Source organism: uncultured Croceicoccus sp. (genome assembly GCF_947496385.1).
Classification (GTDB): domain Bacteria; phylum Pseudomonadota; class Alphaproteobacteria; order Sphingomonadales; family Sphingomonadaceae; genus Croceicoccus.
In genome coordinates, this window is record NZ_CANMCP010000001.1 from 322,622 (window position 1) to 348,653 (window position 26,032).

Consider the following 26,032-nt stretch of genomic DNA (forward strand, 5'->3'; position numbering starts at 1 on the left):
CATGATGAAACCATGATTCAGACCATAACCTTCTACCTGTTCGCGGCGCTGCTGATCCTGTCGGCGGTGTTCGTCATCATGGCGCGCAACCCGGTGCATTCGGTGCTCTGGCTGATCGTCTGCTTCTTCAACGCGGCGGCGCTCATGATCCTCATCGGGGCGGAATTCATCGCGATGCTGCTCGTCATCGTCTATGTCGGGGCGGTCGCGGTATTGTTCCTGTTCGTGGTGATGATGCTCGACATCGATTTCGCCGAATTGCGGGCCGGTTTCGTAAAGAACTTTCCGTTCGGCATCATTCTCGCCATCGTGCTGCTGGCCGAACTCGTGCTGGGCTTCGGTGCCTATCGCGCCGGCGGGCTGGATATCGGCATGGCGGACGGAACCGCGGCGCCCATCATCGGCGAATCGAACATCGAATCGCTGGGTGCGCTGCTTTACGGTCGTTACCTCTTCCTGTTCGAGGCAGCGGGCGTCGTTCTGCTCGTGGCGATGGTCGGTGCGATCGTGCTGACCCTGCGTCAGCGCAGCGAGGTGCGCGGGCAGAACATCGCGCATCAGATCGCGCGCCGGCCCGAGGATGCGACTTACAACGCGAGCCCGGAAACGGGGAAGGGAGTGCGGCTGTGATCGGGATCGAACATTATATCGTGATCAGCTCGATCCTGTTCGTGCTGGGCGTGCTCGGCATCTTCCTCAACCGGAAGAACATCATCGTCATCCTCATGTCGATCGAGCTCATCCTGCTCGCCGTGAACATCAATCTCGTCGCGTTCAGCGTGTTCCTCAACGACATGGTCGGGCAGGTCTTCGCGATGTTCGTGCTGACCGTCGCGGCGGGCGAGGCGGCCATCGGGCTCGCCATTCTGGTCATCTATTTCCGCAGCCGTGGCACCATTGCGGTGGACGACGTCAATCGGATGAAGGGGTAAGCCGGTCGTGTCGTCGATTTCGATCATCGTTTTCCTGCCCTTGCTGGCCGCGATCGTCGCGGGGCTGGGCAATCGCGCCATCGGCAGTTTCGCGGCAAAGATCGTGACGACCGGCGCGTTGTTCGTGTCGTGCGCGCTGTCCTGGCCGATTCTCCTGACCTATCTTGGCGGTGACGTCGACGGAACGGTCGTACCGGTGCTGAACTGGGTCCGGTCCGGCGGCATGGTGTTCGACTGGGCGCTGCGCGTCGACACGCTGACTGCGGTGATGCTGGTCGTGATCACGACCGTGTCGGCACTCGTGCACCTCTACAGCTGGGGCTACATGGACGAGGATCCGGATCAGCCGCGCTTCTTCGCCTATCTGTCGCTTTTCACGTTTGCCATGCTGATGCTGGTGACGGCGAACAATCTGGTGCAGATGTTCTTCGGCTGGGAAGGGGTTGGGCTGGCGTCCTACCTCCTGATCGGGTTCTGGTTCCGCAAACCGTCGGCGAGTGCCGCCGCCATCAAGGCGTTCGTCGTCAACCGCGTGGGCGATCTCGGCTTCATGCTCGGGATTTTCGGGACGTTCCTGGTCTTCGGCACGGTTTCGATTCCGGAGATTCTCGCGGCCGCGCCGGGCATGGCCGGGTCCAGCATCACGTTCCTCGGCATGCGGCTCGACACGATGACGATCCTGTGCCTGCTGCTGTTCATCGGCGCGATGGGCAAGTCGGCGCAGCTCGGCCTGCACACCTGGCTGCCTGATGCGATGGAAGGGCCGACGCCCGTCTCCGCGCTCATCCACGCGGCGACGATGGTCACCGCGGGCGTGTTCATGGTGTGCCGCCTGTCGCCGATGTTCGAGGCCGCGCCGATCGCGCTCGCCGTCGTGACCGTGGTGGGTGCGCTGACCTGCATCTTTGCCGCGACGGTCGGCACGACGCAGACCGATATCAAGCGCGTCATCGCCTATTCGACCTGTTCGCAGCTTGGCTACATGTTCTTTGCCGCGGGCGTCGGCGCCTATGGTGCGGCGATGTTCCACCTGTTCACCCATGCCTTCTTCAAGGCGCTGCTGTTCCTCGGCGCGGGTTCGGTCATCCACGCAATGCATCATGAGCAGGACATGCGGTATTACGGCGCGCTGCGCAAACGCATCCCGGTGACGTTCTGGGCCATGATGGCGGGCACGCTGGCGATCACGGGCGTCGGTCTCTACGCGCTGCACCTCGGTTTTGCAGGCTTCTATTCCAAGGATGCCATTCTCGAAGCGGCTTTTGCCCGTGGCACCGAGGCGTCTTACCTGGCCTTTGCGCTCGGTATCTTCGCGGCTCTGCTGACGAGCTTCTATAGCTGGCGCCTGATGTTCCTGACGTTCTGGGGCAAGCCGCGCTGGTCGCAGTCGGAGCATATTCAGCATGCCGTGCACCATGGCGAGCATGATCCCGACGATCACAATCCCGCGCGTCAGGAGGATGCCGGGCACGATCCGCACGCTCTGGTTGTCGCCGACGACGCGGCGGCCGACGGGACGGCGGGCTATCATCCGCATGAAAGCCCGATCGTGATGCTGATCCCGCTGATCGTGCTGTCGCTTGGTGCGGTGTTCGCGGGGGGCGTGTTCAATCACGCCTTCATCGACAGCGAAGCGTTCTGGAACGGCAGCATCTTCTATAATGAAGGGCTGATCCATGCGCTGCATGAAACGCCGATGTGGGTGAAATACGCACCTTTCGTCGTGATGCTGATCGGGCTTGCCATCGCGTGGAACAATTACATCCGCAATCCGGCGGCGCCTGCCGGTTTCGTCGAGAAGTTCGGGGGTGTGTATACCTTCCTCAAGAACAAGTGGTATTTCGACGAGCTCTATAATTTCCTGTTCGTGCGCCCGGCGTTCTGGCTTGGTCGCAAGTTCTGGAAATGGGGCGATGTCGGCTTCATCGACCGGTTCGGACCTAATGGCGCCGCGCGCGTCGTGGCCGGCGGGTCCCGGCTCGCCGCCAAGGTGCAGTCTGGTTATCTCTACAGCTATGCGCTGATCATGTTGCTTGGGCTGGTCGCCGCGATCAGCTGGGCCATTGCACGCTAAGGACGGGGCGCGACACGAATAATGGACGGTTTTCCCATCCTTTCCCTCATGCTTCTGGTTCCGCTTGCCGGGGCCATCGCCTGTTTCTTCGTCAATGCGGGGACGGCGCGCGCCATTGCGCTCGCCGCGACGCTGGCCGATCTGCTGCTCGGCATCGCGCTATGGGCGAGCTTCGACATTGGCGGGGCGCAGTGGCAGTTCGTGGAGCGGGCCGAGCTTTTCGCAGGGTTCGGCTATGCGCTCGGCATTGATGGCATCGCGCTGATGCTCATCGTGTTGTCGGTGTTCCTGATGCCGATCTGCATCGCGGCAAGCTGGCTGTCGGTGAAAGCCCGCGTTGGCGAATACATGGCGGCGTTCCTGTTGATGGAAATGCTGATGATCGGCGTTTTCGCGGCGCAGGATCTCTTCCTGTTCTACATCTTCTTCGAGGCCGGTCTGATCCCGATGTACCTCATCATCGGGGTGTGGGGCGGCGACAACCGTATCTATGCGTCGTACAAATTCTTCCTCTACACGCTGCTCGGCTCCGTTCTCATGCTGATTGCGATGTTCTGGATGGCGAATGCGGCGGGTACGACCGATATTCCGACGCTGATGTCCTATGATTTCCCGGCCGGTGCGCAGACGTGGCTCTGGCTCGCGTTCTTTGCGAGCTTTGCGGTGAAGATGCCGATGTGGCCGGTGCACACCTGGCTTCCCGACGCCCACGTTCAGGCGCCGACGGCGGGGTCCATCATCCTCGCCGGCGTGCTGCTCAAGATGGGCGGCTATGGCTTCATCCGGTTTTCGCTGCCGATGTTCCCCGATGCTTCGGCACAATTCGCGTGGCTGATCTTCGGCCTCTCGATGGTGGCGGTGGTCTACACCAGCCTTGTTGCGCTGGTGCAGCAGGACATGAAGAAGCTCATCGCCTATTCCTCGGTCGCGCATATGGCGATCGTGACCGGCGCGCTGTTTGCCTTCAATGTGCAGGGGCTCGAGGGGGCGATGATCCTGATGCTGAGCCACGGGCTCGTGTCGGGCGCGCTGTTCCTGTGCGTCGGCATCATCTACGACCGGCTGCATACGCGGGAAATCTCGCGTTATGGCGGGCTGGCGATCAACATGCCGCGCTATGCACTGTTCTTCCTGCTTTTCACCATGGCGAGCATCGGCCTTCCGGGGACGAGCGGTTTCGTCGGCGAATTCCTGAGCCTTGCCGGCATGTACGAGATTTCGAGCTGGCTGGCGCTAGTGTGCACGACGGGCATTATCCTCGGCGCCGGCTACATGCTGTATCTCTACCGCCGCGTGGCGTTTGGCGAACAGGTCAATGCCGATGCCGCCGCCATGCCCGACCTCGACAAGCGCGAATGGGCCATGCTGATTCCGCTGGCCGCCGCGACCATGTGGATGGGCATCTATCCCGAAAGTTTTCTGGCCCCGATGCGCGCCGATATCGAATGGCTGGATCAGCGCATTGGCGCTTCTGCGCCCGCAGGGGACGCGCATCTCGCGTTGCCGAGCGCGGAGGCGCGTGCCGCCGCCATCGAAGCCGCGCATGAGGGGGGAGCGCACTGATGAACGATTTCTCCCAATCCCTGCAACTGATCGCCGCCGAGGAAGTCCTCACGGTTGGCGGGCTCATCCTGTTGCTCGCCGCCGCATGGCTCGGCGACCGGTCATCGAAGGCGATTTCGATCGCCGCGGTGGCCGTGCTCGCGATCTGTGCCTTCATCGCCGCGCCGACGTTGGGCGAAGGGCTGATGGGGCCGGAAACCGTCGCGTTTGGCGGGCAGTACACGGCCGATGCCTTTGCTGCCTTCGCGAAGCTGCTCATCTATCTGTCGGCGGCGGTTGCGCTCATGGTGGCGCCGGGGTTCTTCGATCGCCATGGGGCGATGCGTGCGGAATATCCCGTGCTGATCCTGTTCGCCGTGCTCGGCATGAACATGATGGTGGCGGCGACCGATTTCCTGACGCTGTATATCGGGCTCGAACTCAACAGCCTCGCAGCCTATGTGCTGGCGGCGTTCCTGCGCACCGATGAGCGTTCGGCCGAGGCGGGCCTGAAATATTTCATCCTCGGCGCGCTGGCGAGCGGGATCATCCTGTTCGGGATGAGCCTCGTCTATGGCTTTGCCGGCAGCACCGATTTCGCCGCCGTGCGCTTTGTGCTGAGCGGGCCGTTGTCGACAGGTGCACTGTTCGGGCTGATTTTCGTGCTCGCAGGCCTCGCCTTCAAGATCAGCGCCGTGCCGTTCCACATGTGGACGCCCGACGTTTACGAAGGTGCGCCGACGCCGGTGACGACGTTCTTCGCCACCGCGCCCAAGGTCGCCGCATTGGCGCTGACCATGCGGGTGGCGTTCGGGCCGTTCGGCGCGCAGGTCGACGCCTGGCAGCAGATCGTGATCTTCGTCGCGCTCGCATCGATCGTGGTCGGCGCGCTGGGTGCCATCGGGCAGGCCAATATCAAGCGTCTGCTGGCCTATTCGTCGATCAACAATATCGGGTTCCTGCTCATCGGTCTTGCCGCCGCGACGCCGCAGGGCGCATCGGCGATGCTCGTCTATCTCTTCATCTATGTCTTCATGTCGGTCGCGGGTTTCGTCATCGTGCTGATGATGCGCGACGCGGATGGACAGGCGATCGAGTCCATCGAGGATTTTGCCGGGTTGTCGCGGACGCGTCCTGGGCTTGCGTGGGCGTTGCTCGCCGTGATGTTCAGCCTTGCGGGCATTCCGCCGCTGTTCGGTTTCTGGGGCAAGTTCGTCGTGTTTCAGGCGGCGGTGAGTGCCGATCTCATCATGCTGGCCGCGATCGGCATCGCGGCGAGCGTCATCGGCGCGTTCTATTATATCAAGATCGTGAAGATCGCGTTTTTCGACGAGCCGGTGGACCGGGTCGCGCCCGTAACGCAAACATCGCACAAGGTCATCCTTGCCGTGGCATGCATCGTCATCTCGCCGCTGGGTTATCTGCTCACGCCGTGGCTGGGCTCGCTTGCCGACAAGGCGGCGCTCGCGCTGTTCCTGATTGTCTGATCGGGTCGTGCGTTCACCGATCGAGGTGGTATCCTCGATCGGGTCGACGAATACCGAATTGCTGGCCCGGTGCGGGCGCGGGGAGGCGGTTCGCGAGGGTTCCTGGCTCGTCGCGGACCGGCAAACCGCGGGCCGCGGCCGGCTTGGGCGCGAATGGTACGATGGCGCCGGCAATTTCATGGGGTCGACCGTTGTCGCTTTGAACGGCGGGGATCCGGCGGCCCATACGCTGGCGCTCGTGGCGGCGCTGGCCGTGTATGAAACGATCGCCGCGGCGCTTGCCGATACAAGGCGGCTGATGTTGAAATGGCCGAATGACGTACTGTGGGAGGGGGCGAAAATCGCCGGCATCCTGCTGGAGAGACAGGGCGACACGGTCGTGGCGGGCATCGGGGTCAATCTCGCTCGCGCGCCGCAGATTGACGGAATGGCAACGGCATCGCTTGCCGATATGGGCGTGCATGTCGCACGCGACGCGCTCGCACAGGAGCTTGCGCACCAGTTCGCGGTATGTCTCGCGCTCTGGCGTGGGTCCGGGCTGGTCGAGATCGTGTCGCGCTGGATCGCGCGCGGCCCGGCGCGCGGCACGCTTCTGTCCGCCTCCGTTCCCGGAGAAGGGGCGGTGACCGGGCGTTATGCAGGGCTCGGGCCGGACGGATCGCTGCGGCTAAGCCTTGCGGATGGGCGGGAACGCGCCATCTATGCGGGAGAGGTGGCGATGATCGCCGGCGAAGGAGATGACTGAAGCCATGTTGCTGGCCGTCGATGTCGGAAACACCAATATTGTCTTTGCCGTGATCGCGGGGCGCGACGTGCGCGCCCGCTGGCGGATCGCGACCGATGCGCGGCGCACGGCGGATGAATATGCGGTATGGCTGATGCAACTGTTCGCCATCGGCGGGCTGAGCTTTGCGGATATCGACCGGATCATCGTATCGTCGGTGGTTCCGCGCTCACGGCATAACATGACCGTGCTGGGCGAAAAATATTTCGGCACCGTACCGATCTTCGCCGGGGAAAGCGCGGATGGCTGGGGCATCGAAATCGATGTGGAGGAGCCGCGCTCGCTCGGCGCGGACAGGGCGGTCAATGCCATTGCCGCGCACGATGCCATTCCCGGCGACCTGATCGTGATCGATTTCGGCACGGCCACCACATTTGATGTCGTCGATTTCAATGGCGCCTACAAAGGGGGCATCATCGCGCCGGGGATCAACCTGTCGCTCGATGCGCTCGTCAATGCGGCGGCAAAACTCCCGCGCATCGCGATAGAGGGACCGAGCCAGAGCACGTCCGTCATCGGCCGCAATACCGAAACGCAAATGCACATCGGCGTTTTCTGGGGCTATGTCGCCATGATGGAAGGGCTGGTTGCCCGGCTTAGGTCGGAAATCGGCCGCCCGGTCAAGGTGGTCGCCACCGGCGGTCTTGCCCTGCTCTTCGATACGCACACCGATATTTTCGACGTCGTCGACGTCGACCTTACGCTCACAGGCCTTGCCATACTGGCAGAACGGGCCGGAAAGAACTTATGAAACCGAAAAACGAACTTCTCTTCCTCGCGCTTGGCGGATCGGGGGAGATCGGCATGAACGTCAATCTCTACGGCTGCGACGGCAAATGGCTGATGGTCGATCTGGGAATGACCTTTTCCGATCCGGGCTATCCCGGCGTCGACCTCGTCTTTGCCGATCTCGATTTTATCGAGGAACGCCTCGACGATCTCGAGGCGATCGTCGTCACCCATGCCCACGAGGATCACATCGGGGCGGTGCCCTATTTCGCGGCCGATCTCGGCGTGCCGATCTACGCGACCCCGTTCACGGCCGAACTTGTCCGGCTGAAGCTGGAGGAAGCGGGCATTCAGGACGAGGTCGAACTGCGCATCATCGACCATCTCGACGAATTTCAGGTCGGGCCGTTCGGGATCCGTTACGTCCCGCTCGCCCATTCGATTGCGGAGGGCAACGCCCTGCTGATCGACACGCCTTATGGCCGCGTGTTCCATACCGGCGACTGGAAGCTCGACAGCGATCCGCAGGTCGGCGAACCGGCCACGGCGGAGGAGCTGCGCGAAATCGGGGACGATGGCGTGCTCGCGCTCGTGTGCGATTCCACCAATGTGTTCAACCCGTCGGCCTCCGGGTCCGAGGGCGAGGTGCGCAAGGCGCTCGAGGCGGAGATCGCGCGCCATGCGGGTAAGCGCATCCTGGTGACGACGTTTGCATCCAATGTCGCGCGGCTCCAGACCTTGGGCCGGGTGGCGAAGGAAAGCGGGCGGACGCTATGCGTGGCGGGTCGTTCGCTCGACCGTATCATCGGCGCGGCGCAGAAAAGCGGTTACCTGCTCGATTTCCCCGACACGGTCAGTTTCGACGAGGCGATGGACATTCCGCGCGGCGAGCTGCTCATCGTGGCCACCGGTGGTCAGGGCGAACCGCGCGCCGCTCTCGGGCGGATCGCGGCGGAAAATCACCCGCTCGAACTGAGCAAGGGCGACGTCGTGCTGTTCTCCAGCCGGCAGATCCCCGGCAACGAACTGGCCATCGGCTATATCATGAATCAGCTCGCCCGGCGCGGGATCGAGATGGTCACCGACCGGCAGGAGCTCATCCACGTGTCGGGTCATCCCGGCCGTCCCGAACTGATCGAGCTGTATGGCTGGCTCAAACCGGAAATCCTCGTTCCCGTGCACGGCGAAACGCGCCACATGATGGAGCAGGCGCGGCTCGGGCTGGAGCAGGGGATCCCCCACGCCATCGATCAGCGCAACGGCGACATCGTCCGCCTCGCGCCCGGAAAGCCGCACAAGATCGGCGAAACGCAGGCCGGGCGCCTGCTGCTCGACGGGGACATCATCGTGCCGGCGGATGGCGAATCCATAGCCGCGCGGCGCAGGCTCGCGGCCAATGGGCTGGTGACCGTGGTATTGCCGGGCAAGGGCGCAAAGACCGCCCCCGCGATCAGCGCGGTGGGCCTCCCGCTCGACGAGGACATGGACGATTTCGTCGCCGAGGCGCAGGCCGACATCGGCAAGGCGCTTGGCCGGTTGAAGGGTGGTCGCGCCAAGGATCGCTCCGCCGTTCACGAGGCCGCGCGCCTTGCCGCCCGCCGCGCCGCACGCCGGTGGTCGGGCAAGAACCCGCAGGTCGTCGTGCTGACCATGGGGTGATCGATGCAGCTGACATCCGGCCTTGCGATCTATCTGCTGTTCTGGGTCATGGCGGCGTTCGTCGTCATGCCCTTCGGCATTCGCACGCATAACGAAACGGGTGAGGGCGGAATTTCGGGCCAGGCAGACAGCGCGCCCGTCAATTTCCGCCCATTTCAGGTCATCGTGCGCGCAACGCTGCTCTCGGCGGCGGTGTTCGCGCTGTTCTATGCCAATTACCGGGCGGGCTGGATCACAGTCGACGATCTCAATTTCGTTCAGCCGCCCGAGGACATCGCCGCCCGGCAATACGAGTCCGAATAGCTATTTGCGGATCCGCTCGATCGCTTGCGCGAGCGCGACGTAAAGCTTGCCCATGTCGGACGACAGCAGCGTGATCGACAGCGCATTGCCGTCCCGCGTCGACAACAGGTTGCGCAGCATCGTTTCGAAGTCGCGAATGTAGCGATTGACGTTCTCGCGAAATTCGGCGTCGGCCTCGTAATGGTCGTGCACCGAACGCGCCTCCCCATTGTCGAGCAGGCGAACCGCGCGGCGCGTGAAAATGCCGCGCTCGCCGCGCAGATACGCCTGCCACGCGGTTTCGCTGACCTCGGCGGAGAGTACCTTGTCGATGTCGATCGCCGTCGAATGGAGCGCATCGGTGATCTGCGCGACGCGGCGAGCGAAGCCCTCGTCGCTGTCCTCTTCGGCGCGGGCGCGTGCCTCCGCAATGCGATGTTCGAGATGGGCCGTCAGCTCGTCAATGCCGCGAAGCCGCTCCTCCAATTGCCGGGCGGCGGTCTGTGCTGCTTCCGTCGCCTGCGCGAGCGTCGCATCGAGCGCGGCGACAGTTTTCCCGCCCGTCCGGTTCAGCGCGTCCTGCACCGCCGCGCCGGTCCGTGTCCCGACATCTGCGGCCAGCGCCGCGACCGCCGTGGCCGAATTGCCCTCGATCTCGGCAATGGCGGACCGGTTCGCCTCGGCCAGTGCGCGCACCGCACCGTTCAGCGCCGCCTCCGCCGATGCGGTCATGGCCTCTGCATCGGCGCGGGTGCGTTCGACCATGTCGCGCAGTTCGATGAGCTGTTCCGCGTGGTCCGCACCGCGCGCCTGCATCGTGTCGTGCAAGGCATCGATTTCGGCCATCGCGGCGCGCGTCTGCTCCCGCGTGGCGGCGACAGCCTGGCTCAGACGCTGGCCCTCTTCGCCAGCCCCGCTCACCATGTCGCGCACCGCGGTCACGGTGCGGTCCATCGTTTCAAGCCGTTCTTCCGCCTGCGTCAGCGCCTGCGGCAACGTATCGCGCGAATGGCGGGCGCTGGCCTCGATCAGTTCGAGCAGGCGCGCGCTCTGTTCACGAAGCGCGCCAACCGCCGTATCCGTCCCGTTCAGCGCCTCGCGGCTGTCGCCCAGCTGCTGCGACAGCGCCGCCAGGCCTGCGGCGATCGTCGCTTCCGCGACGCGACCGCGCGCGGCGGCGTCGTCCATCCGTTCGCCATATTCGGACAGCTGCGTCGAGATATGTTCGGCATGGCGGGCCAGATCGCCGCTGGCCGCTTCGTAGCGCTGGCGGCGCGTCTCGATCTCCGCATCGAGATCGCCGAGCCGTTCGCCCAGCCGTTCGGTCATGGCGTGGCTGGCGTCCTCGGCCTGCACGATGCGTTCGGCAAGCTGTGCATCCATCGTTTCGCCGCGCCGGGCAAGGTCGTCGTGGAGGCGGCTGATTTCCGCGGACAGGGCGCGAACCCGCGCGCCCGTCGCGTCGAGCGCTTCCTGACCCGTCCCGTCGATCTTCGCGAACAGGGCATCGGCGCCGGCGCCGATTTCGTCGAGGCGGGCATGCCATTGCCGGCCCACGTCCTGCGCCCCTGTATCGATCGCGCCGAGCTGTTCGCGCAAGGCATCGAGCCCGCGCTGACGGCTTTCCTCGATACGTGCGCGCGCGGCGTCCAGCGTATCCTCCAGCGCGCCACACTGGCTGCGAAGGGCGTCGATCCCTTCGCCCTGCTGTGCCCCAATACGCTCGCGCAGCGCGGTGCTTTCGCGGTCGAGCGCGGCGAACCGGGCCGCCGTTTCCTCGCCCAGTTGCGCAAGCCGCCGTTCGAATTCGGTGAGGACAGCGCCCGCCCGGTCGTGCATCGCGTCGATCCTGATGGCGCTGGCCTCGCCAGCCTCGCCCAGCCGTTCGAACCCGGATGTGAGCCGCGCAACCTGATCGTCGGCGGTGGAGCCGGCCTGCCCGATGGAATTCGTAAGATCGCGCGTCGCATTGGTGAGGACCGGAATCTGCCCGCGCAGGTTTTCCATGTTGGTCAGCGCCTTGCGAGCGGTTTCGTGCAGCGTTTCGACCCGCGCGCCGTTTTCCCCGATCAGCGTTTCGAGCCGGTGCGCGCTTTCCCCGATGCGATCGGTCGCCACGCGGCCCAGCGATTCAAGATCGCGCGCCTGGTAGGTCAAGAATTCGCGCGCGATGCTGAGTTCGCCATTGACGCGCACCAGCCGGTCCTCGAGCGAACGGGCCTCATCGCGGAGCAACGCCGCGTTTTCGGCAAAGCGGCTCGCTTCCGCCCTGCTGAACCGCATGGCAACCGCCCAGCCGGCGAGGATCAGGAGCACCGGCATCGACCATGCGACGATCATCTCGGCCCATCGCGCCGCATCGCTGCCCGCCGCGGCATCGCGTTGCGCATAGACATAGAACGCCGTCCACACGGCAATCGCGACCGCCACGACGCCCGGCGCGAGCCACCGGCGCGCGCCGGGCGCCGCGACCTCGGGCTCTGTGTTCCAGTCCGTTTCGCCCTCGGTCCGCTCCTCCGCAATCGGGGCGGTGACGGCGTGATCGGTCTGCTCGTCCGTGCCGATGGACACGATATTGCGCTGTTCCTTCATAGTTGTTGCAAATAGCATGGTTCGCGTCTCGCGGAACCCTCCCTCGGTCCGCTTTTGCGCAGCTTTTGCAACCGGCTCTGGGTAAAGCGGGGCTGCACCGGCTTGCATCGGGGCGAAGTGCGATCCATGAATGACGACGCCCGGCGCTGAGAGGAAGCGTGGCGCGGGGCGCATTCATGCCATTCCAGCTCTTGCAATCGTATCGAATTGGGGAATTTCGTTGCGCGTCGCTGTTCTTTCCATGCTGGAGCCTTTCGACGGCGATGGCTTGCGTCCGGGCATGTCGCGTCCGCGGGCCCGCCTTCGCGTGGGCGGGCAGGCCGTGATCCGCCACCAACTCGACCTCGCGCTGGCGGCCGGGGCGCAGCGCATCCTGCTGCTCGCCGATGCGGGGGAGGAGGGGGTCGACGGCGTTCTGCGCGCGGCCCGCGATCAGGGGGTCGATGCGCGCAGGATTTCGGATTCTCCCGGCCTGTGCGCGATGGTGAGCACGGCGGACGAGATACTGCTGCTGACCGATGGTCTGCTGTCGGATCCGGCGACGGCGCTCCCGATGCTCGACAAGGGGTCGATGGTCGCGACCCTGCCGATCGAACCGGGGCTGGCGCTGGGTTTCGAGAGGCTGGATGCCGAACGCGCGTGGGCCGGGCTGTTGCTGATGCCGGGATCGCTTTGCGAGCGGCTGCGCCAATTGCCGCGCGATTGCGACGTTGCCTCCTCCCTTCTGCGCATCGCGCTGATGGCGGGGGTCGCGACGAAGCCGGTCGACGAGGCCTGCCTTGACGATCATCGCTGGGCGATCGTGGCGAACAATCGCATCGCGCATGACGTCGAGGCAGCGCAGCTTTCGCGCAGCCTTGAGGAGACACGCGGCAGGACGCCGGGGCCACGCCTCGCGGCCATGGCGGTACGGCGGTTCAGCGCCAGTTTCCTCGAAACCGACCGCTCGCCGGTCTTCCTCTGGTATGCGGCGCTGGGCGTCCTGCTCGTGGCGGGCGGGGTGACGGCTTTTCTCTCTGTGTGGAGCGGCCTGCTTCTGTTTGCCTTCGCATGGCTCGCCGGGCGCGGTGCACTCGTTCTCGAAGAGGCGGTGCGGCAGGGCCGGATCGGCATGACCGCGCGAAGCCGCATGTGGCGCGGCGCGGCGTCGCTGTTCGATGTCGTGCTGGTCGTCGCGCTCGGCTTGGCCCTGACCGATGGCGACTGGGCGCGGTTCGGGGGCTGGTACCTTGCCTTCGTGCTCGTCGCGACGGTCGCGATCGGAGAGTTTCAGGCGGAACCGGAACGGGTGCGGGTGTGGCTTGCCGACCGTTTCGTGCTGTGCGTGGCGCTTGCCCTGTTCGCCTATACAGGGATGCTGGCGCCGTTTGCCATGGTGCTTTCGGCGCTGGTGCTCGCCGTATGGGCGGTGGTTGCGCGCGGCGGCGGAAACGCCCGGCGCGGCTGATGAACCAAAAAAAGGGCGAAGGCGCGGCCTTCACCCTTTTCGGTTCGTTCAAATCGCAGTCAACGGCGCGGTGTGCGCCGGCGCGTCAGCCAGAGCAGCACAAGCCCGACCGCGATGGCGATCGCGCCATAAGCCGCCCAGCTTTCCTGCCCCAGCATGAAGCTTTCCGCCGGCCACATCACGAGGCCGAGCCCCTGAAGCGTCCACAGCCCGCCGACGAGAACGAGGGCGGTGCCGAACACCTGCATGATGATGCGCAACACCGCCCGTTCTCCTTAACGCTTGTCGACGGGGACGTAGTCGCGCTGCGCCGGGCCGGTATAGAGCTGACGCGGGCGACCGATACGCTGTGCGGGATCGGAAATCATCTCGTTCCATTGCGCGACCCAGCCCACCGTGCGGGCGAGCGCGAACAGCGCGGTGAACATGGTCGTCGGGAACCCGATCGCCGACAGGATCACGCCGGAATAGAAATCGACATTGGGGAAGAGCTTCTTCTCGACGAAATAATCGTCGTTCAATGCCATTTCCTCAAGCTGCAAGGCGACTTCGAACACCGGGTCGGAGACGTTCAGCGATTCGAACACCTCGCGTACGGTCTTCTGCATGACGGTCGCGCGCGGATCGTAGTTTTTATACACGCGGTGGCCGAAACCCATCAGGCGGAACGGATCGTCCTTGTTCTTGGCACGGGCGATATATTCGGGAATCTTGTCCGGCGTGCCGATCTCGTGGAGCATGTTGAGCGCGGCTTCGTTCGCGCCGCCGTGTGCCGGACCCCACAGACACGCGATGCCCGCCGCGATGCAGGCGAACGGGTTCGCGCCCGACGACCCGGCCAGACGCACGGTCGAGGTCGAGGCATTCTGTTCATGGTCGGCGTGCAGGATGAAGATACGGTCGAGCGCGCGTTCCACGACCGGGTTCACCTCGTATTCCTCGGCCGGAACGCCAAAGGTCATGCGCAGGAAATTGCCGGTGTAGGACAGCGAGTTGTCGGGCTGCATGAAAGGCTGACCGATGGCGTATTTATAGGCCATCGCCGCGATCGTCGGCATCTTCGCGATCAGGCGGTGCGAGCTGATCTTGCGATGTTCCGGATCCGAGATGTCGGTGCTGTCGTGATAGAACGCGGACAATGCGCCGACCGCGCCGCACATGATCGCCATCGGGTGCGCGTCGCGGCGGAACCCCTGATAGAACTGGCGCAGCTGATCATGCAGCATGGTGTGGCGCGTGATGGTATAGGTGAAATCGTCGAGCTCTTCCGCGCTCGGCAAATCGCCGTTGAGCAGCAGGTGCGCGACTTCCATGAAGCTGGAATGTTCGGCAAGCTGACCGATGGGGTAGCCGCGGTGCAGGAGCACGCCTTCCTCGCCATCGATATAGGTGAGCGCGGAATCGCAGCTCGCCGTCGAGGTGAAGCCCGGATCGTACGTGAACATGCCGGTATTGGCGTAAAGCTTGCGGATGTCGACGACATCGGGACCGAGCGTGCCGCTCTTGATCTCGAAATCGTGCGTATCGCCCTTGGCGTTCAGTGTCGCGTTAGTGTCGCCCACTTGTGTTCTCCTTCATCAATCAACGGTTGGTATCGGTCTGCCCTGCGGCGGGGGCCTGCGCGGCAATGCGCGCCAGGCTCTCCTCGCGGCCGAGCAGGACCAGAACATCGAAAATTCCCGGCGAGACCGCCTGACCGGTCAACGCCGCACGCAAAGGTTGCGCGATCTTGCCCAGACCAAGCTCGCGCTCCTCCGCCATCTGCTTCAGATTGGCTTCAAGGCTTTCACTTGTCCAGACATCTGCCGCAAGCAGCCTTTCATGCGCGTCGACAAGAAGCTGCCGCGCATCGTCGGTAAGCAGGTTGGCGGCCTTCTCGTCCATGGGAAGCGGACGGTTGCGGAACAGGAACAGCGCGCCTTGGGCCAGCTCATCGAGGTTCTTGGCCCGCGCCTTGAGCGACGGCATCGCCTGGATGAGCAGGTCGCGGTCGCGCCCCGCGTCGAAACCCGCCTCCAGCGCGGCGATGCGGGGGGCGGCGAGATCGGCAAGCCTGCCGTCATCCGCCTCGCGCATGTAATGGCCGTTCAGATTGGCGAGCTTCTTCGTGTCGAAGCGCGACGCGCTTTTGCCGACGCCCGACAGGTCGAACAAGGCGATCGCCTCGTCCCGGTCGATAATCTCGCGGTCGCCATAACCCCAGCCGAGACGCAGCAGGTAATTCGACACCGCTTCGGGAAGAAGGCCCATCTCGTCGCGATAGGCATCGACACCCATCGCCCCGTGCCGTTTCGACAGCTTAGCGCCATCGGCCCCGTGGATGAGCGGGATATGTGCATAGATCGGTTCCGCCCATTCGCCGGTGATCGCGTTCATCGCGTGGATGATCGGCAATTGGCGAAAGGCGTTGTTCAAATGATCGTCGCCGCGGATCACGTGGGTGACGCCCATGTCATGGTCGTCGACCACCACGGCCAGCATGTAGGTCGGCGTGCCATCGGAGCGCAGCAGCACGTAATCGTCAATCTCGGAATTGCGGACCTTCACGCGGCCCTGCACCGCGTCGTCGATGATGCTTTCGCCCTGTTCCGGCGTTTTCAGCCGCACGACATAGGGCGCATCCGCCGGCGCATCGGCGGGATCCCGGTCGCGCCACCGGCCATCGTAACGCAGCGGCTTCTTCGCCGCGCGCTGCTCGGCACGCATCTGTTCGAGCTCTTCGGCCGTGGCATAGCATTTATACGCGTGCCCCGCATCGAGCAGCCGGTTGGCGACGGCGACATGGCGTTCGGCCCGCTGCGACTGAAACACGGGCGGGTCGTCGTAATCGAGGCCGAGCCAGTCCAGCCCATCCAGAATCGCGTCGATCGCCTCCTCGGTCGAACGGGCGCGGTCGGTATCCTCGATCCGGAGCAGCGCGCGGCCGCCGTGATGGCGCGCGAAAAGCCAGTTGAACAGCGCGGTCCGTGCGCCGCCGATATGCAGGAAACCGGTGGGCGAGGGCGCAAATCGGGTGACCACCGGGCGCTTGGTGTCGGGCGTGTCCGCCGGACTGTCGGTGGACCCTGTAACGCTGCCGCTTGCCATCTGGTGCCGCTTCCTATCCAATAATCCCATGGTCGCGCCGCAATTTCCGAAACCCGACGCCTTCGATGGGCGATCCGGCATCCCGATTGCGGGCGAACCGGATGGCGCGCCGCATGCCGCGGGGCCATCGTCTTCGCGTTTGCGGCAATGGGGCAAGCGGGGCAGTTTGTCCAGCCTGCTGAACCGTGCCGAAGCCTTTCTGAACGCGCGGCCGTTCGAGCGTATGCCATGGCTCGCGGTGGCGATGCTGGCGGGAATCGGGGCCTGGTTCGTTTTGCCGGGCGCCGCGGAATGGCTGCTCGCGCTCGGCATTTGCGGGGTGATCGCCGGGGTCGTGGCCAGCCGCGCGCCCGATGGTTCGCATGCCTTGGTGCGCAGTGCGGCAATCGGGCTGGCGACGATGTTTGCCGTGGGGCTTGCGCTGATCTGGGCGCGGTCCGAACTTGTCGGGACGCAGCCCATCGGCGGGCCGGTCGTGGCGCCGATCACGGCAACCGTGCTGGAGCGCGAGGAGCAGCCTTCGCGCAATCGCGTGCGGCTGCTGATCGCGACGCGCGACCCGCGGGAGGAGCGGACGATCCGCGCGCGCATCAATATCAAGGCGGAGGATGACCGCCCTTTCCTGAGGGAAGGGGCCAATATCGCGGTGCGCGCACGGCTGACCCCGCCGACGCATCCGGTGTTGCCGGGGGCTTACGATTTCGCGCGGGTCGCATGGTTCGATGGGGTTGCGGCCACGGGATCGGCGCTCGACCCGCCGCGCCTGCTCACGCCGGGGGAGGGCGGAGGCGCCGCCGATGCAGCCGAACCGGGCGGAGGGCTCGGTGCGTGGCGCCGCGATCTCGCCCGTCATGTGCGCGAACGGTTGAGCACGGTCGCTGGTATCGACCCCGCCGCCGTCGCCATCGGCGCCACGCTGGCGAGCGGCGACCGCGGCGCCATTGACGAGATCAGCGCGCAGGCGATGCGCGACGCCGGGCTCGCGCATTTGCTCTCGATCAGCGGCCTGCACGTCGGGGCGGTGGTGGCGACCGCCTGGTTCGTGGTGATGCGGATCGGCGGGCTGTTTCCCGCCGTCGCGTTGCGCTGGCGGCTGCCGATCCTGGCGGGGGCCGTGGGGGCGGGGGCGGCGCTCGGCTACACCTTGCTCACGGGTGCTGCATTGCCGACGATCCGGGCGTGCATTGCATCGTTTCTCGTCCTGTTCGCGCTGTCGATCGGGCGGCAGGCGCTTTCCCTGCGCCTGATCGCGATTGCGGCGATGACGATCATGTTCTTCTGGCCGGAGGCGGTGGTTGGCCCGTCCTTTCAATTCAGCTTTGCCGCCGTGGTCGCCATCGTCGCCTTTCATAACAGCGCGGGGATGCAGGATTTCCTTGCCCGGCGCGAAGAGGGGCGCGGGTGGTGGCGTCCGGTCGTGGCTCTCTTCCTGACCGGGCTCGTGGCCGAGGCATGCTTGTCGCCGCTCGTCCTCTTTCACTTTCACCGCACCGGGGTGTTCGGGCCGTTCGCCAATCTGGTCGCGATTCCGCTGACGACCGCGCTGGTGATGCCGTTGCTCGGCCTGTCGCTCACGCTCGACCTGATCGGGCTGGGCGGTCCGGTGTGGATGGCAACGGGGTGGGCGCTGCAGGCGCTGATCGAAATTGCGTTTTTGGCTTCCGGCTCGGAAAATTCGGTGATCCTGCGGGCGCAGCCGCCGTTATGGTCCATCCTTCTTTTTGCCGCGGGGTTTTTCTGGTGTGCACTGTGGTCGGGGCGCATCCGGTTGTATGGGCTGATCCCGATGGGCGTGGGCGTCGTCATGCTGGCGATGCAGCCCGCGCCCGATCTCATGATCACGGCGGAAGGCCGGCATGTCGCCATCGCGGACGAGGGCGGACGGATCTACCTGTTACGCGATCGCGCCGGGTTCACGCGGGATGCGCTGCTCGAACAGGCGGGTGTCGATCCGGACATCGGCAACTATGCGAGGCTTAACGACATTCCCGGGGCGGAATGCAACCGGGCCTTTTGCCGGTTCGAGATGAGACAACGGCGGATCATGGTGTCGCAGCGCCGCGCGACCGTCGATTACAGGGCGATGGTCGCGGCATGTGCGGACAGCGATATCGTGATCGCCGAATGGAAACTGCCCGGCGCATGCAGGCCGCGCATCTTGAAGGCGGATCGTGCCCTGCTTACGCGCAGGGGCGGCATGACCTACGATTTCGAAAGCGGGGCGACCGCCTATGCCCGAAATCCTCGTGACGGGCATGGATGGCGCCGGAGCGGGGCGGCGGCAGAGATGAAATGACCCGGGCGACTTTCTCGGCTTAGTGACTTCCTCTTAGTGATACCGCCGCAGGAGCCCGGCGAGGCGCCCTTGCACCTGCACATCGCGAGCGTCGTAAACCTGCGCCTCATACGCTGCGTTTGCGGGGTCGAGGCGGACCTTTCCGGCATCGCGGTGTAGATATTTCAGCGTCGCCTCCACGCCATGGACGAGAGCGACGATAATCTCTCCATCGCGCGCCTCTTCGGTGCGGCGGACAAGGGCGAAATCGCCATCGAAGATCCCGGCCTCGATCATGGAATCGCCCGACACTTCGAGCGCATAATGCTCGCCCGCACCGAGCAATGCGGCTGGTACGGGCAGCATCTGCTGATCCTCCAGCGCCTCGATCGGCATGCCGGCGGCAATCCGGCCATGCAGCGGGATCTCGACGACATCATTCGCGGGTGCAGGCGTGCCGCTTTTCCGGTTCAGGGGTACGACGGTTCCGGGCTCTTCCCTGGAGGCGGCGCCGGCACGATCGGTCTGGCGTATCACCTCAAGCGCGCGGGCGCGGTTGGGGAGGCGGCGGATGAAGCCACGCTCTTCCAATGCGGAAATGAGCCGATGCACACCCGATTTCGACTTCAGGTCGATGGCGTCCTTCATCTCCTCGAACGAGGGGGAAATCCCGGTCTCGTCGAGCCGATCCTGAATAAACACCAGCAATTCATGCTGCTTGCGCGTGAGCATTGGTTCGTTCCTCCTGTTCTACGAAATCAATCCGTGAACGAATAAGGAACAGTTAGGCAACAAACGGAACGCCGTCAATCGCCCTTCTAACCATATAGGCGAAAAATGGACACTTCGGCTCCATTTTGGATGCTTTTTGCGTGCGCCGGACGAATGATCAACGCATCCGCCATGGCCAGCGGAGCGATTGCGCCACTATCCTGGAGCCGCAGGGGTTCGGCCGCGCCGTCGCGAATGCGCGCGCGAATGAACTCCGCTCTTTTCCCCGTCGGTCCGAGCGAACCGCGTATCGGCACAGGCTGCCGGGTGGGGAGGGGGGCGGTGCACCCGTTCATCGCGCGGATCAGGGGCAGGGCAAACAGAAACGCGGTGACGAAGCAGGAAACCGGATTGCCCGGCAGGCCGAGGACGATCTGCCGTTCCCGGCGTGCGACCATCACCGGCTTGCCCGGTTTCATTGCCACGCGCCAGAATGCGAGTTCCGCACCGATCGATTCCAGTGTCGGCCGGATCAGATCGTGATCGCCGACCGATGCGCCCCCGCTGGTGATCACCAGATCGGCATCGTCCGCCGCTCCGAACGCGGTGATCAGCGCCTCACGCTCGTCCGCAACGGGCCCGCGGCGCGTCACATCGCAGGACAGTTCGCTACACATCGCGGCCAGCATCGGCCCGTTGCTCGCCGGCAAATCACCCGGACCAAGCGGCTCGCCCGGCGCGCGCAATTCATCGCCGCAATCGATGATGGTTACGCGCGGGCGGCGGCGTACCGGCACCGTGCCATGCCCCCCGCCAATCGCGAGCGCGAGCGCGGCCGGGCTCAACCGCGCGCCGGCGTCCAGAAGTACCGCATCTTCCTTAAAATCCAGTCCGCGCGGCCGGATATGGCGGGCAAGCGGATCGGGCGGCGTTCCTTCAAAATGCAGCGTATCGCCATCGCGCCGGCATTCTTCCTGCACCAGCACCGCATCCGCGCCCGTCGGCACGATGGCGCCGGTCGAAATGCGCACCGCATGGCCCGCGCCGACGTCGCCGGCAAAGGGGTGGCCGGCCGCGCTTTCCCCGATGATGGTCCACGGGCCGGGCATGTCGACGCCGCGCACCGCCCATCCGTCCATCGCCGAAAGCGGGTGCGACGGCTGCGTTCGCCGCGCAAGGAGCGGGGCGGCGAGATAGCGCCCGGCGGCGGCCTCCACCGCAATCGTCTCGCCCTGTGTCGGCGCGGCCATGGCGAGGAGCTTCCGCTGCGCCTCTTCGAGGTCGAGCAACGGCGTCACGGTTCGAAATCCTCGAACCCTTCGGCGCGCCAGCGACCCGATTTGCCGCCATCCTTCGCGATCAGCCGGACCGCGTCGATCACCATGCCCTTGTCGATAGCCTTTGCCATGTCGTAGATTGTCATCAACGCGACACAGCTTGCTGTAATCGCTTCCATTTCAATGCCGGTCTTCGCAGAGATGGAGGCCGTTGCCGTCACGCGCAGGGCATCGCTCTCCCACGTGAAATCGACCTGCACGGAATCGAGGCCGAGCGGATGACACAGCGGTATCAGCTCGCCCGTGCGTTTTGCCGCCATGATGCCCGCGATCCGCGCGGTGGCGAGGACATCGCCCTTCTTGACCGTGCCCTGCCGGATGGCATCGCGCGCCTCTGCCGACATGACGATCCGGCCCGATGCGGTCGCAACCCGGCGGGTCACCGGCTTGGCGCCGACATCGACCATGCGGGCATTGCCCTCGGCATCGAGATGGGTGAGACCGCTCATCCTTGGAGCAGGCGCCGGGTCGCACCCTCCACGTCGTCCTGCCGCATAAGGCTTTCGCCGACAAGGAAACAGCGCACCCCGCTCTGCGCGAGACGCTCGCAATCGGCGTGCGTCGCGATGCCGCTTTCCCCGACGAGAAGCGCATCCGCCGGGGCGAGGACAGCCAGGCGTTCGGTCACGGCAAGATCGGTCTCGAAACTGCGCAGATCGCGATTGTTCACGCCCAGCAATCGCGAGCGCAGCCGCAGCCCGCGCTCCATCTCGTCCTCGTCATGCACCTCGATGAGGACATCCATCGCGCGTTCGAGGGCGGCGGCCTCGATCTCCGCCATCTGCCCGTCGTCGAGCGCGGCGACGATGATGAGGATCGCATCGGCCCCCATGGCCCGTGCCTCTGCCACCTGCCACGGATCGACCATGAAATCCTTGCGGAGCACGGGAAGCGAGCAGGCCTGCCGCGCAGCAACGAGATAGTCTGCATGCCCCTGAAAATAGGTTTCGTCGGTCAGTACGGACAGGCAGCTCGCCCCTCCGGCGGCATAATCGCGCGCATGGGATTCGGGATCGAAATCCTGTCTTATCAATCCCTTGGACGGGGAGGCGCGTTTGATTTCGGCGATGAGGCCGAACCCATCGCGCGCCGCTTCGCGCAGACGGTTTTCGAAGCCGCGCACAGGTTCGCGCCCCCGCGCCGCGAGGTCGAGCGCATCGAGCGTGCTTTCTTTCTTGCGCTGGGCAAGCTGCGCGCGGGTATTGTCGCAGATTTCGATGAGCTTGTTCGTCATTTGACCGTGTCGATCCAGCAATTGAGGAGCGCGTTCGCCAGCCCCTTGTCGATGGTTTCGCCCGCTTCCTCTGCCCCTGCGCCGAGGTCGCGGACCATGCCCGCAATCCAAAGTGCGGCGCCAGCGTTCAGCACGACCGCATCGCGATAGGCGCCCTTTTCGCCCATGACCAGCCGCCGGAGCGCGTCGGCGTTATACGCCGCATCGCCGCCGCGAATGGCATCGAGCGGATGGGTCGGCAGGCCGGCATCGGCGGGCGTCAGCGTGTCCGGCACATCCATGCCGATCGCCGCGACCCGGCTCGGCCCGGCGATCGACAATTCGTCGAGCCCCTCCATCCCCGACACGATCAGCGCACGCTCCGTGCCGAGCAGGCGCATCGCATCGGCATAGGTGGGCACGAATTCCGGCCGCGCGACGCCGATCAATTGCCGCCGCACGCCCGCCGGATTGGCGAGCGGACCGATGAGGTTGAAGATCGTCCGACGGCCCAGTTCGCGGCGAATGGGGGCGATCCGGGCGAGCGCGGGATGGTGGGCCTGCGCAAACAGGAACGCGATGCCGAGATCGGGCAGCGTGGCTTCGGCCCGGTGCCCCGCCCGCGCGAGGTCGAGGCCCAGCGTTTCCAGCGTATCGGCACCGCCCGCCTTGCTCGACGCGGCGCGGTTGCCATGTTTCGCCACCGGCACACCCGCCGCCGCCACGACCAGCGCCACTGCCGTCGACACGTTCAGGCTGTGTTGCCCATCACCCCCGGTGCCGCACACGTCGATGGCCCCCTCGACCGCGGCGACCGGCAGCATCCGTTCGCGCATCGCGGTGGCGGCGCCGGCAATCTCCTCCGCCGTTTCGCCCCGCTCGGCCAGCATGACCAGCGTGTCGGCAATGTCCGTGTCCGGCATCAGCCCGTCGAGCATCCGCCCGAACAGTTCGCTCGTTTCCAGGAGCGAGAGCGTCATGCCGTCACCCTAGCCGGCAGCGTCGCCGCAATGCCGCACATGCGCAGGAAATTGGCGAGCAGGGCATGGCCGTTTTCGGTCGCGATGCTTTCGGGATGAAACTGCACGCCGTGGATGGGCAGATCGCGGTGGCGAAATCCCATGGCATGGATGCCGTCCTGTTCGGGCCGCGGGGTCCATGCGTTCACGACGAGGCAATCCGGCACGTCCTCCACCACGAGGCTGTGGTAGCGGGTCGCGATAAAGGGCGAGGGCAGCCCGGCAAAGACACCGTCCGCGTGATGCGTCACCGGAGATGTCTTGCCATGCATCAGGCCGCCGCGCACCACCGTGCCGCCAAAATGCTGGCCGATCGCCTGATGGCCGAGGCACACGCCGAGCAGCGGGCGCCCCGCATCCGCGCATGCCGCGACGAGATCGAGGCTCACCCCCGCCTCGTTCGGGGTGCACGGGCCGGGGGAGAGGAGGAAGCCGGCCGCCCCGCTTGCGATGGCATCCGCGGCGGTGATGGCGTCGTTGCGCACGACCTCGACCTCGGCGCCCATCTCCATCAGATAATGGACGAGGTTCCAGGTGAAGCTGTCGTAATTGTCGATGACGAGGATCATGGCTCTGCCTTTGCGGAGTTGCGCACTGCGATCAAGGGGCCAAGCGGCGGGGCGGCATCCATTCGTTCGCCGGCCGGGTCCCACAACCCCGAAACCGCCCCGTCGAGATAGAGCGCATCGGGTGTTTTTGCGACATCGCGAAAGAACCGGGCAAAGCGGCCGAAGGACACCATGTCGTCGCTGATCACGAAATGGGCGTTTCCGTCCGCATCGACGCCCACACCGTTGCGGAAATGGCGGGAGGGTCCGTTTTCGCTGAAATCCGGATGCAGCTTGCCGGCGATCACCAGCATCGGTCCCGATTGCGTGGCGATCCGCGGCCGGGGGCTGCGCGCCGCATAATCCGCCCTCGTCGCCACGTGCCATCCCGCATCGTCGGCATAGAACACGCCATTGGGAGCCATGTGAAAATTGCCCGGCCCCGCATTGCGGTTGAGCGGGACGCGCTCCTCGCCATCGGTGACGAAAAGGCCGATGGGGCGCAGATCCTCGCCATACATGCCCGCATTCATGGCAAAGGCGACCGTGCCCGCCGCATCGCCCAGAAAATCGCGCAACGCCCCGAACCGTTCGAGCGGACGGCCATCCGCGCCATCGAGATAGAGCGCAATTTCGTGCCGTTCGGGATCGGCGATGCAATGGGTGAAGCGCTGGCCCTCGAACCGTTCGGTCCGGCATTGGGACTCGGCCTGTTCGGAAGCTTCCTGCCCCCCGCATGCGGACAGCGCGATCAGGACCGTGACAACGCCGAGCCTTGCGGCGGTCACTGCCCGTAGTCCGGCTCTCCCGCCATGCGGACCGCTTCGCGCGCGGCGGCGAACAGCGCGCCCGATTTCGCCTCGCATTCGCGCTGTTCCGCGGCGGGGTCGCTGTCGGCGACAATGCCCGCGCCGGCCTGCACATGCATGGTCCCGTCCTTCACCACGGCGGTGCGCAGCACGATGCAGCTGTCGACCGAGCCATCCGGCGCGAAATAGCCGACCCCGCCCGCATAGGCGCCGCGCGTTTCCGGCTCCAGCTCCGCGATGATCTGACACGCGCGGACCTTGGGCGCACCGCTTACCGTGCCGGCCGGGAACCCGGCGAACAGCGCATCGACAGCGTCGTGCCTTGCATCCAGCCTGCCGACCACGTTCGAGACGATATGCATCACGTGGGAGTAATTCTCGACCGCGTAGCTGTCGGTCACCTCCACCGTTCCGGCCTGTGCCACGCGGCCCACATCATTGCGCCCGAGATCGAGCAGCATGAGATGCTCGGCCCGTTCTTTCGGATCGGCGAGCAGTTCGGCGCGGTTTGCGGCATCGCGCTGCGGCGTGTCGCCGCGCGGGCGGGTTCCGGCGATGGGCCGGATCGTGACCTCGCCGTCGCGGACCCGCACCAGGATCTCCGGGCTGGAGCCGGTGAGCGCAAAGCCGGGAAGGTCGAGGAAATAGAGAAAGGGCGAGGGGTTGATCCGCCGCAATGCGCGATAGAGCGCCAGCGGCGGCAATTCGAACGGCGTCGTGAAACGCTGCGCCAGAACGACCTGAAAAATATCGCCGGCGGTGATGTACTCCTTCGCCCGGAGCGCCATGTCCCGGTAGGTTTCGGCGGGCACGCAGGGCGTCGCCGCGATCTTGGGATGGAACGGCTCGGCATCGCTATGGGGCAGGCGGGCACCTGCAAGCCGTGCCAGGCAGGTTTCCACCCGTTCCACCGCCGCGGCGACCGCATCGTCCGCCGCGCCGCCGGCCCACACCGGCGCGATGCAGAACACCGCGTCCTTCAGGCTGTCGAACACGAGCAGGACCGTCGGCCGCACGAACAGCATGTCGGGCAGGTCGAGCGGATTGGGCGCAGGCCGGCCCACCGTTTCGACAAGGCCGATGGTTTCATACCCGAAATAGCCGACGAGGCAGGCGAGCGCCGGGGGCAATGCGTCCGGCACATCGAACGTGCATTCCGCCACCAGCGCGCGCAGGCTGTCGAGCGGGCCTGTGTCCATCGCGGCGAACGCGTCACGATTCCGCCGCCAGTCGCGATTGATTTCGGCGCCGGTCCCCTTTGCGCGAAAGACGAGATCGGGGTCCAGCCCGATGAGGCTATAGCGCCCGCGTATTTCCCCGCCTTCCACCGATTCGAGCAGGAAATCGCCGCGCTCCCCCTGCATCAGCTTGACCGCGGCGCCTACCGGCGTTTCGCAATCGGCGATGATCCGGCGCCAGACCACGCCGGATTTTCCGGCCCGCAAATTGTCGCGCGCCCGTTCGTCGTGATCCCGCCCGTTGGTCGTTCCCCCCGCCACCATCGG

At 65.3% G+C, this 26,032-nt stretch carries 23 protein-coding genes; 11 read left to right on the plus strand and 12 right to left on the minus strand.

Going from position 1 to position 26,032, the window contains the following annotated elements:
- Positions 1-12 precede the first annotated feature (12 nt).
- Genes Q0897_RS01625 through Q0897_RS01665 form a run of 9 tightly spaced genes read left to right on the plus strand, consistent with a single transcriptional unit; the run spans position 13 to position 9,510 of the window.
- Positions 13-630, plus strand: coding sequence for an NADH-quinone oxidoreductase subunit J (locus Q0897_RS01625; RefSeq protein WP_299307167.1), 618 nt, complete (start codon positions 13-15; stop codon positions 628-630).
- Positions 627-932 carry an NADH-quinone oxidoreductase subunit NuoK gene (gene nuoK / locus Q0897_RS01630; protein WP_202083826.1) on the plus strand — a complete coding sequence of 102 codons (306 nt, stop codon included), beginning with the start codon at positions 627-629 and terminating at the stop codon, positions 930-932. The genes Q0897_RS01625 and nuoK overlap by 4 nt, the downstream gene beginning before the upstream one ends.
- A 7-nt stretch (positions 933-939) precedes the next feature.
- Complete coding sequence (nuoL, locus tag Q0897_RS01635; RefSeq protein ID WP_299307168.1) at positions 940-3,006, plus strand: NADH-quinone oxidoreductase subunit L; 2,067 nt, start codon at positions 940-942, stop codon at positions 3,004-3,006.
- A 21-nt stretch (positions 3,007-3,027) separates the two neighbouring features.
- Positions 3,028-4,569 carry an NADH-quinone oxidoreductase subunit M gene (locus tag Q0897_RS01640; protein WP_299307169.1) on the plus strand — a complete coding sequence of 514 codons (1,542 nt, stop codon included), beginning with the start codon at positions 3,028-3,030 and terminating at the stop codon, positions 4,567-4,569.
- On the plus strand, positions 4,569-6,035 hold the full coding sequence (nuoN, locus tag Q0897_RS01645; RefSeq protein WP_299307170.1) for an NADH-quinone oxidoreductase subunit NuoN: 1,467 nt from the start codon (positions 4,569-4,571) through the stop codon (positions 6,033-6,035). Before Q0897_RS01640 ends, nuoN begins: the two co-directional genes overlap by 1 nt.
- Complete coding sequence (locus tag Q0897_RS01650) at positions 6,028-6,780, plus strand: biotin--[acetyl-CoA-carboxylase] ligase (protein WP_299307171.1); 753 nt, start codon at positions 6,028-6,030, stop codon at positions 6,778-6,780. Before nuoN ends, Q0897_RS01650 begins: the two co-directional genes overlap by 8 nt.
- Before the next feature lie 4 nt (positions 6,781-6,784).
- Positions 6,785-7,570: a type III pantothenate kinase gene (locus Q0897_RS01655; protein WP_299307563.1), complete on the plus strand. Its 786-nt coding sequence runs from the start codon at positions 6,785-6,787 to the stop codon at positions 7,568-7,570.
- Positions 7,567-9,207 carry a ribonuclease J gene (locus Q0897_RS01660; RefSeq protein WP_299307172.1) on the plus strand — a complete coding sequence of 547 codons (1,641 nt, stop codon included), beginning with the start codon at positions 7,567-7,569 and terminating at the stop codon, positions 9,205-9,207. The genes Q0897_RS01655 and Q0897_RS01660 overlap by 4 nt, the downstream gene beginning before the upstream one ends.
- Positions 9,208-9,210: 3 nt before the next feature.
- Entirely contained in the window at positions 9,211-9,510 is a 300-nt protein-coding gene (locus tag Q0897_RS01665; RefSeq protein ID WP_299307173.1) for a DUF1467 family protein, read from the plus strand.
- On the opposite strand, the gene Q0897_RS01670 is transcribed toward Q0897_RS01665, so the two are convergent.
- Positions 9,511-12,081: a hypothetical protein gene (locus Q0897_RS01670; protein ID WP_299307174.1), complete on the minus strand. Its 2,571-nt coding sequence runs from the start codon at positions 12,079-12,081 to the stop codon at positions 9,511-9,513.
- A 220-nt stretch (positions 12,082-12,301) separates the two neighbouring features.
- Here Q0897_RS01670 and Q0897_RS01675 point away from each other — a divergent pair, with 220 nt between their 5' ends.
- Positions 12,302-13,528, plus strand: a complete 1,227-nt coding sequence (locus tag Q0897_RS01675) for a hypothetical protein (RefSeq protein WP_299307175.1) — start codon at positions 12,302-12,304, stop codon at positions 13,526-13,528.
- A gap of 59 nt (positions 13,529-13,587) precedes the next feature.
- On the opposite strand, the gene Q0897_RS01680 is transcribed toward Q0897_RS01675, so the two are convergent.
- The 3 genes from Q0897_RS01680 to gltX are packed head-to-tail and all read right to left on the minus strand — an operon-like array spanning position 13,588 to position 16,615.
- Positions 13,588-13,791, minus strand: coding sequence for a hypothetical protein (locus tag Q0897_RS01680; RefSeq protein WP_366519887.1), 204 nt, complete (start codon positions 13,789-13,791; stop codon positions 13,588-13,590).
- Positions 13,792-13,803: 12 nt separating this feature from the next.
- The gene (locus Q0897_RS01685; protein WP_299307176.1) at positions 13,804-15,090 is read right to left on the minus strand and encodes a citrate synthase; all 1,287 of its coding nucleotides are present in this window, start codon (positions 15,088-15,090) and stop codon (positions 13,804-13,806) included.
- 19 nt (positions 15,091-15,109) lie between these two features.
- Entirely contained in the window at positions 15,110-16,615 is a 1,506-nt protein-coding gene (gene gltX, locus Q0897_RS01690) for a glutamate--tRNA ligase (protein ID WP_299307178.1), read from the minus strand.
- 28 nt (positions 16,616-16,643) lie between these two features.
- Between gltX and Q0897_RS01695 the strand changes: the two genes are divergently transcribed.
- Positions 16,644-18,911 carry a ComEC/Rec2 family competence protein gene (locus tag Q0897_RS01695; protein ID WP_299307179.1) on the plus strand — a complete coding sequence of 756 codons (2,268 nt, stop codon included), beginning with the start codon at positions 16,644-16,646 and terminating at the stop codon, positions 18,909-18,911.
- Between the two features lie 33 nt (positions 18,912-18,944).
- On the opposite strand, the gene lexA is transcribed toward Q0897_RS01695, so the two are convergent.
- The 8 genes from lexA to trpE form a co-directional block, all read right to left on the minus strand.
- The gene (gene lexA / locus Q0897_RS01700) at positions 18,945-19,622 is read right to left on the minus strand and encodes a transcriptional repressor LexA (protein WP_299307180.1); all 678 of its coding nucleotides are present in this window, start codon (positions 19,620-19,622) and stop codon (positions 18,945-18,947) included.
- 86 nt (positions 19,623-19,708) lie between these two features.
- Entirely contained in the window at positions 19,709-20,899 is a 1,191-nt protein-coding gene (locus tag Q0897_RS01705; RefSeq protein ID WP_299307181.1) for a molybdopterin molybdotransferase MoeA, read from the minus strand.
- Positions 20,896-21,387, minus strand: coding sequence for a cyclic pyranopterin monophosphate synthase MoaC (gene moaC, locus Q0897_RS01710; RefSeq protein ID WP_299307182.1), 492 nt, complete (start codon positions 21,385-21,387; stop codon positions 20,896-20,898). The genes Q0897_RS01705 and moaC overlap by 4 nt, the downstream gene beginning before the upstream one ends.
- Positions 21,384-22,172, minus strand: a complete 789-nt coding sequence (gene trpC, locus Q0897_RS01715; protein ID WP_299307183.1) for an indole-3-glycerol phosphate synthase TrpC — start codon at positions 22,170-22,172, stop codon at positions 21,384-21,386. Before trpC ends, moaC begins: the two co-directional genes overlap by 4 nt.
- The gene (gene trpD, locus Q0897_RS01720) at positions 22,169-23,131 is read right to left on the minus strand and encodes an anthranilate phosphoribosyltransferase (protein ID WP_299307184.1); all 963 of its coding nucleotides are present in this window, start codon (positions 23,129-23,131) and stop codon (positions 22,169-22,171) included. Before trpD ends, trpC begins: the two co-directional genes overlap by 4 nt.
- The gene (locus Q0897_RS01725) at positions 23,128-23,739 is read right to left on the minus strand and encodes an aminodeoxychorismate/anthranilate synthase component II (RefSeq protein WP_299307185.1); all 612 of its coding nucleotides are present in this window, start codon (positions 23,737-23,739) and stop codon (positions 23,128-23,130) included. Before Q0897_RS01725 ends, trpD begins: the two co-directional genes overlap by 4 nt.
- Positions 23,736-24,506, minus strand: coding sequence for a phosphodiester glycosidase family protein (locus tag Q0897_RS01730; RefSeq protein ID WP_299307186.1), 771 nt, complete (start codon positions 24,504-24,506; stop codon positions 23,736-23,738). Before Q0897_RS01730 ends, Q0897_RS01725 begins: the two co-directional genes overlap by 4 nt.
- Positions 24,503-26,029 (minus strand): anthranilate synthase component I, encoded by a 1,527-nt coding sequence (gene trpE, locus Q0897_RS01735; protein ID WP_299307187.1) that lies wholly within the window; start codon positions 26,027-26,029, stop codon positions 24,503-24,505. The genes Q0897_RS01730 and trpE overlap by 4 nt, the downstream gene beginning before the upstream one ends.
- Positions 26,030-26,032: the final 3 nt, after the last annotated feature.

Excerpts from the sequence above, each read along its gene's own strand:
- Q0897_RS01660 (WP_299307172.1), top strand. The coding sequence starts at position 7,567 with ATGAAACCGAAAAACGAACTTCTCTTCCTCGCGCTTGGCGGATCGGGG.
- trpD (WP_299307184.1), bottom strand. The coding sequence starts at position 23,131 with ATGACGCTCTCGCTCCTGGAAACGAGCGAACTGTTCGGGCGGATGCTC.
- Q0897_RS01670 (WP_299307174.1), bottom strand. The coding sequence starts at position 12,081 with ATGAAGGAACAGCGCAATATCGTGTCCATCGGCACGGACGAGCAGACC.
- gltX (WP_299307178.1), bottom strand. The coding sequence starts at position 16,615 with ATGGCAAGCGGCAGCGTTACAGGGTCCACCGACAGTCCGGCGGACACG.
- moaC (WP_299307182.1), bottom strand. The coding sequence starts at position 21,387 with ATGAGCGGTCTCACCCATCTCGATGCCGAGGGCAATGCCCGCATGGTC.
- Q0897_RS01625 (WP_299307167.1), top strand. The coding sequence starts at position 13 with ATGATTCAGACCATAACCTTCTACCTGTTCGCGGCGCTGCTGATCCTG.
- Q0897_RS01640 (WP_299307169.1), top strand. The coding sequence starts at position 3,028 with ATGGACGGTTTTCCCATCCTTTCCCTCATGCTTCTGGTTCCGCTTGCC.
- trpE (WP_299307187.1), bottom strand. The coding sequence starts at position 26,029 with ATGGTGGCGGGGGGAACGACCAACGGGCGGGATCACGACGAACGGGCG.
- Q0897_RS01725 (WP_299307185.1), bottom strand. The coding sequence starts at position 23,739 with ATGATCCTCGTCATCGACAATTACGACAGCTTCACCTGGAACCTCGTC.
- Q0897_RS01695 (WP_299307179.1), top strand. The coding sequence starts at position 16,644 with ATGGTCGCGCCGCAATTTCCGAAACCCGACGCCTTCGATGGGCGATCC.
- nuoN (WP_299307170.1), top strand. The coding sequence starts at position 4,569 with ATGAACGATTTCTCCCAATCCCTGCAACTGATCGCCGCCGAGGAAGTC.
- Q0897_RS01665 (WP_299307173.1), top strand. The coding sequence starts at position 9,211 with ATGCAGCTGACATCCGGCCTTGCGATCTATCTGCTGTTCTGGGTCATG.
- trpC (WP_299307183.1), bottom strand. The coding sequence starts at position 22,172 with ATGACGAACAAGCTCATCGAAATCTGCGACAATACCCGCGCGCAGCTT.
- Q0897_RS01655 (WP_299307563.1), top strand. The coding sequence starts at position 6,785 with ATGTTGCTGGCCGTCGATGTCGGAAACACCAATATTGTCTTTGCCGTG.
- lexA (WP_299307180.1), bottom strand. The coding sequence starts at position 19,622 with ATGCTCACGCGCAAGCAGCATGAATTGCTGGTGTTTATTCAGGATCGG.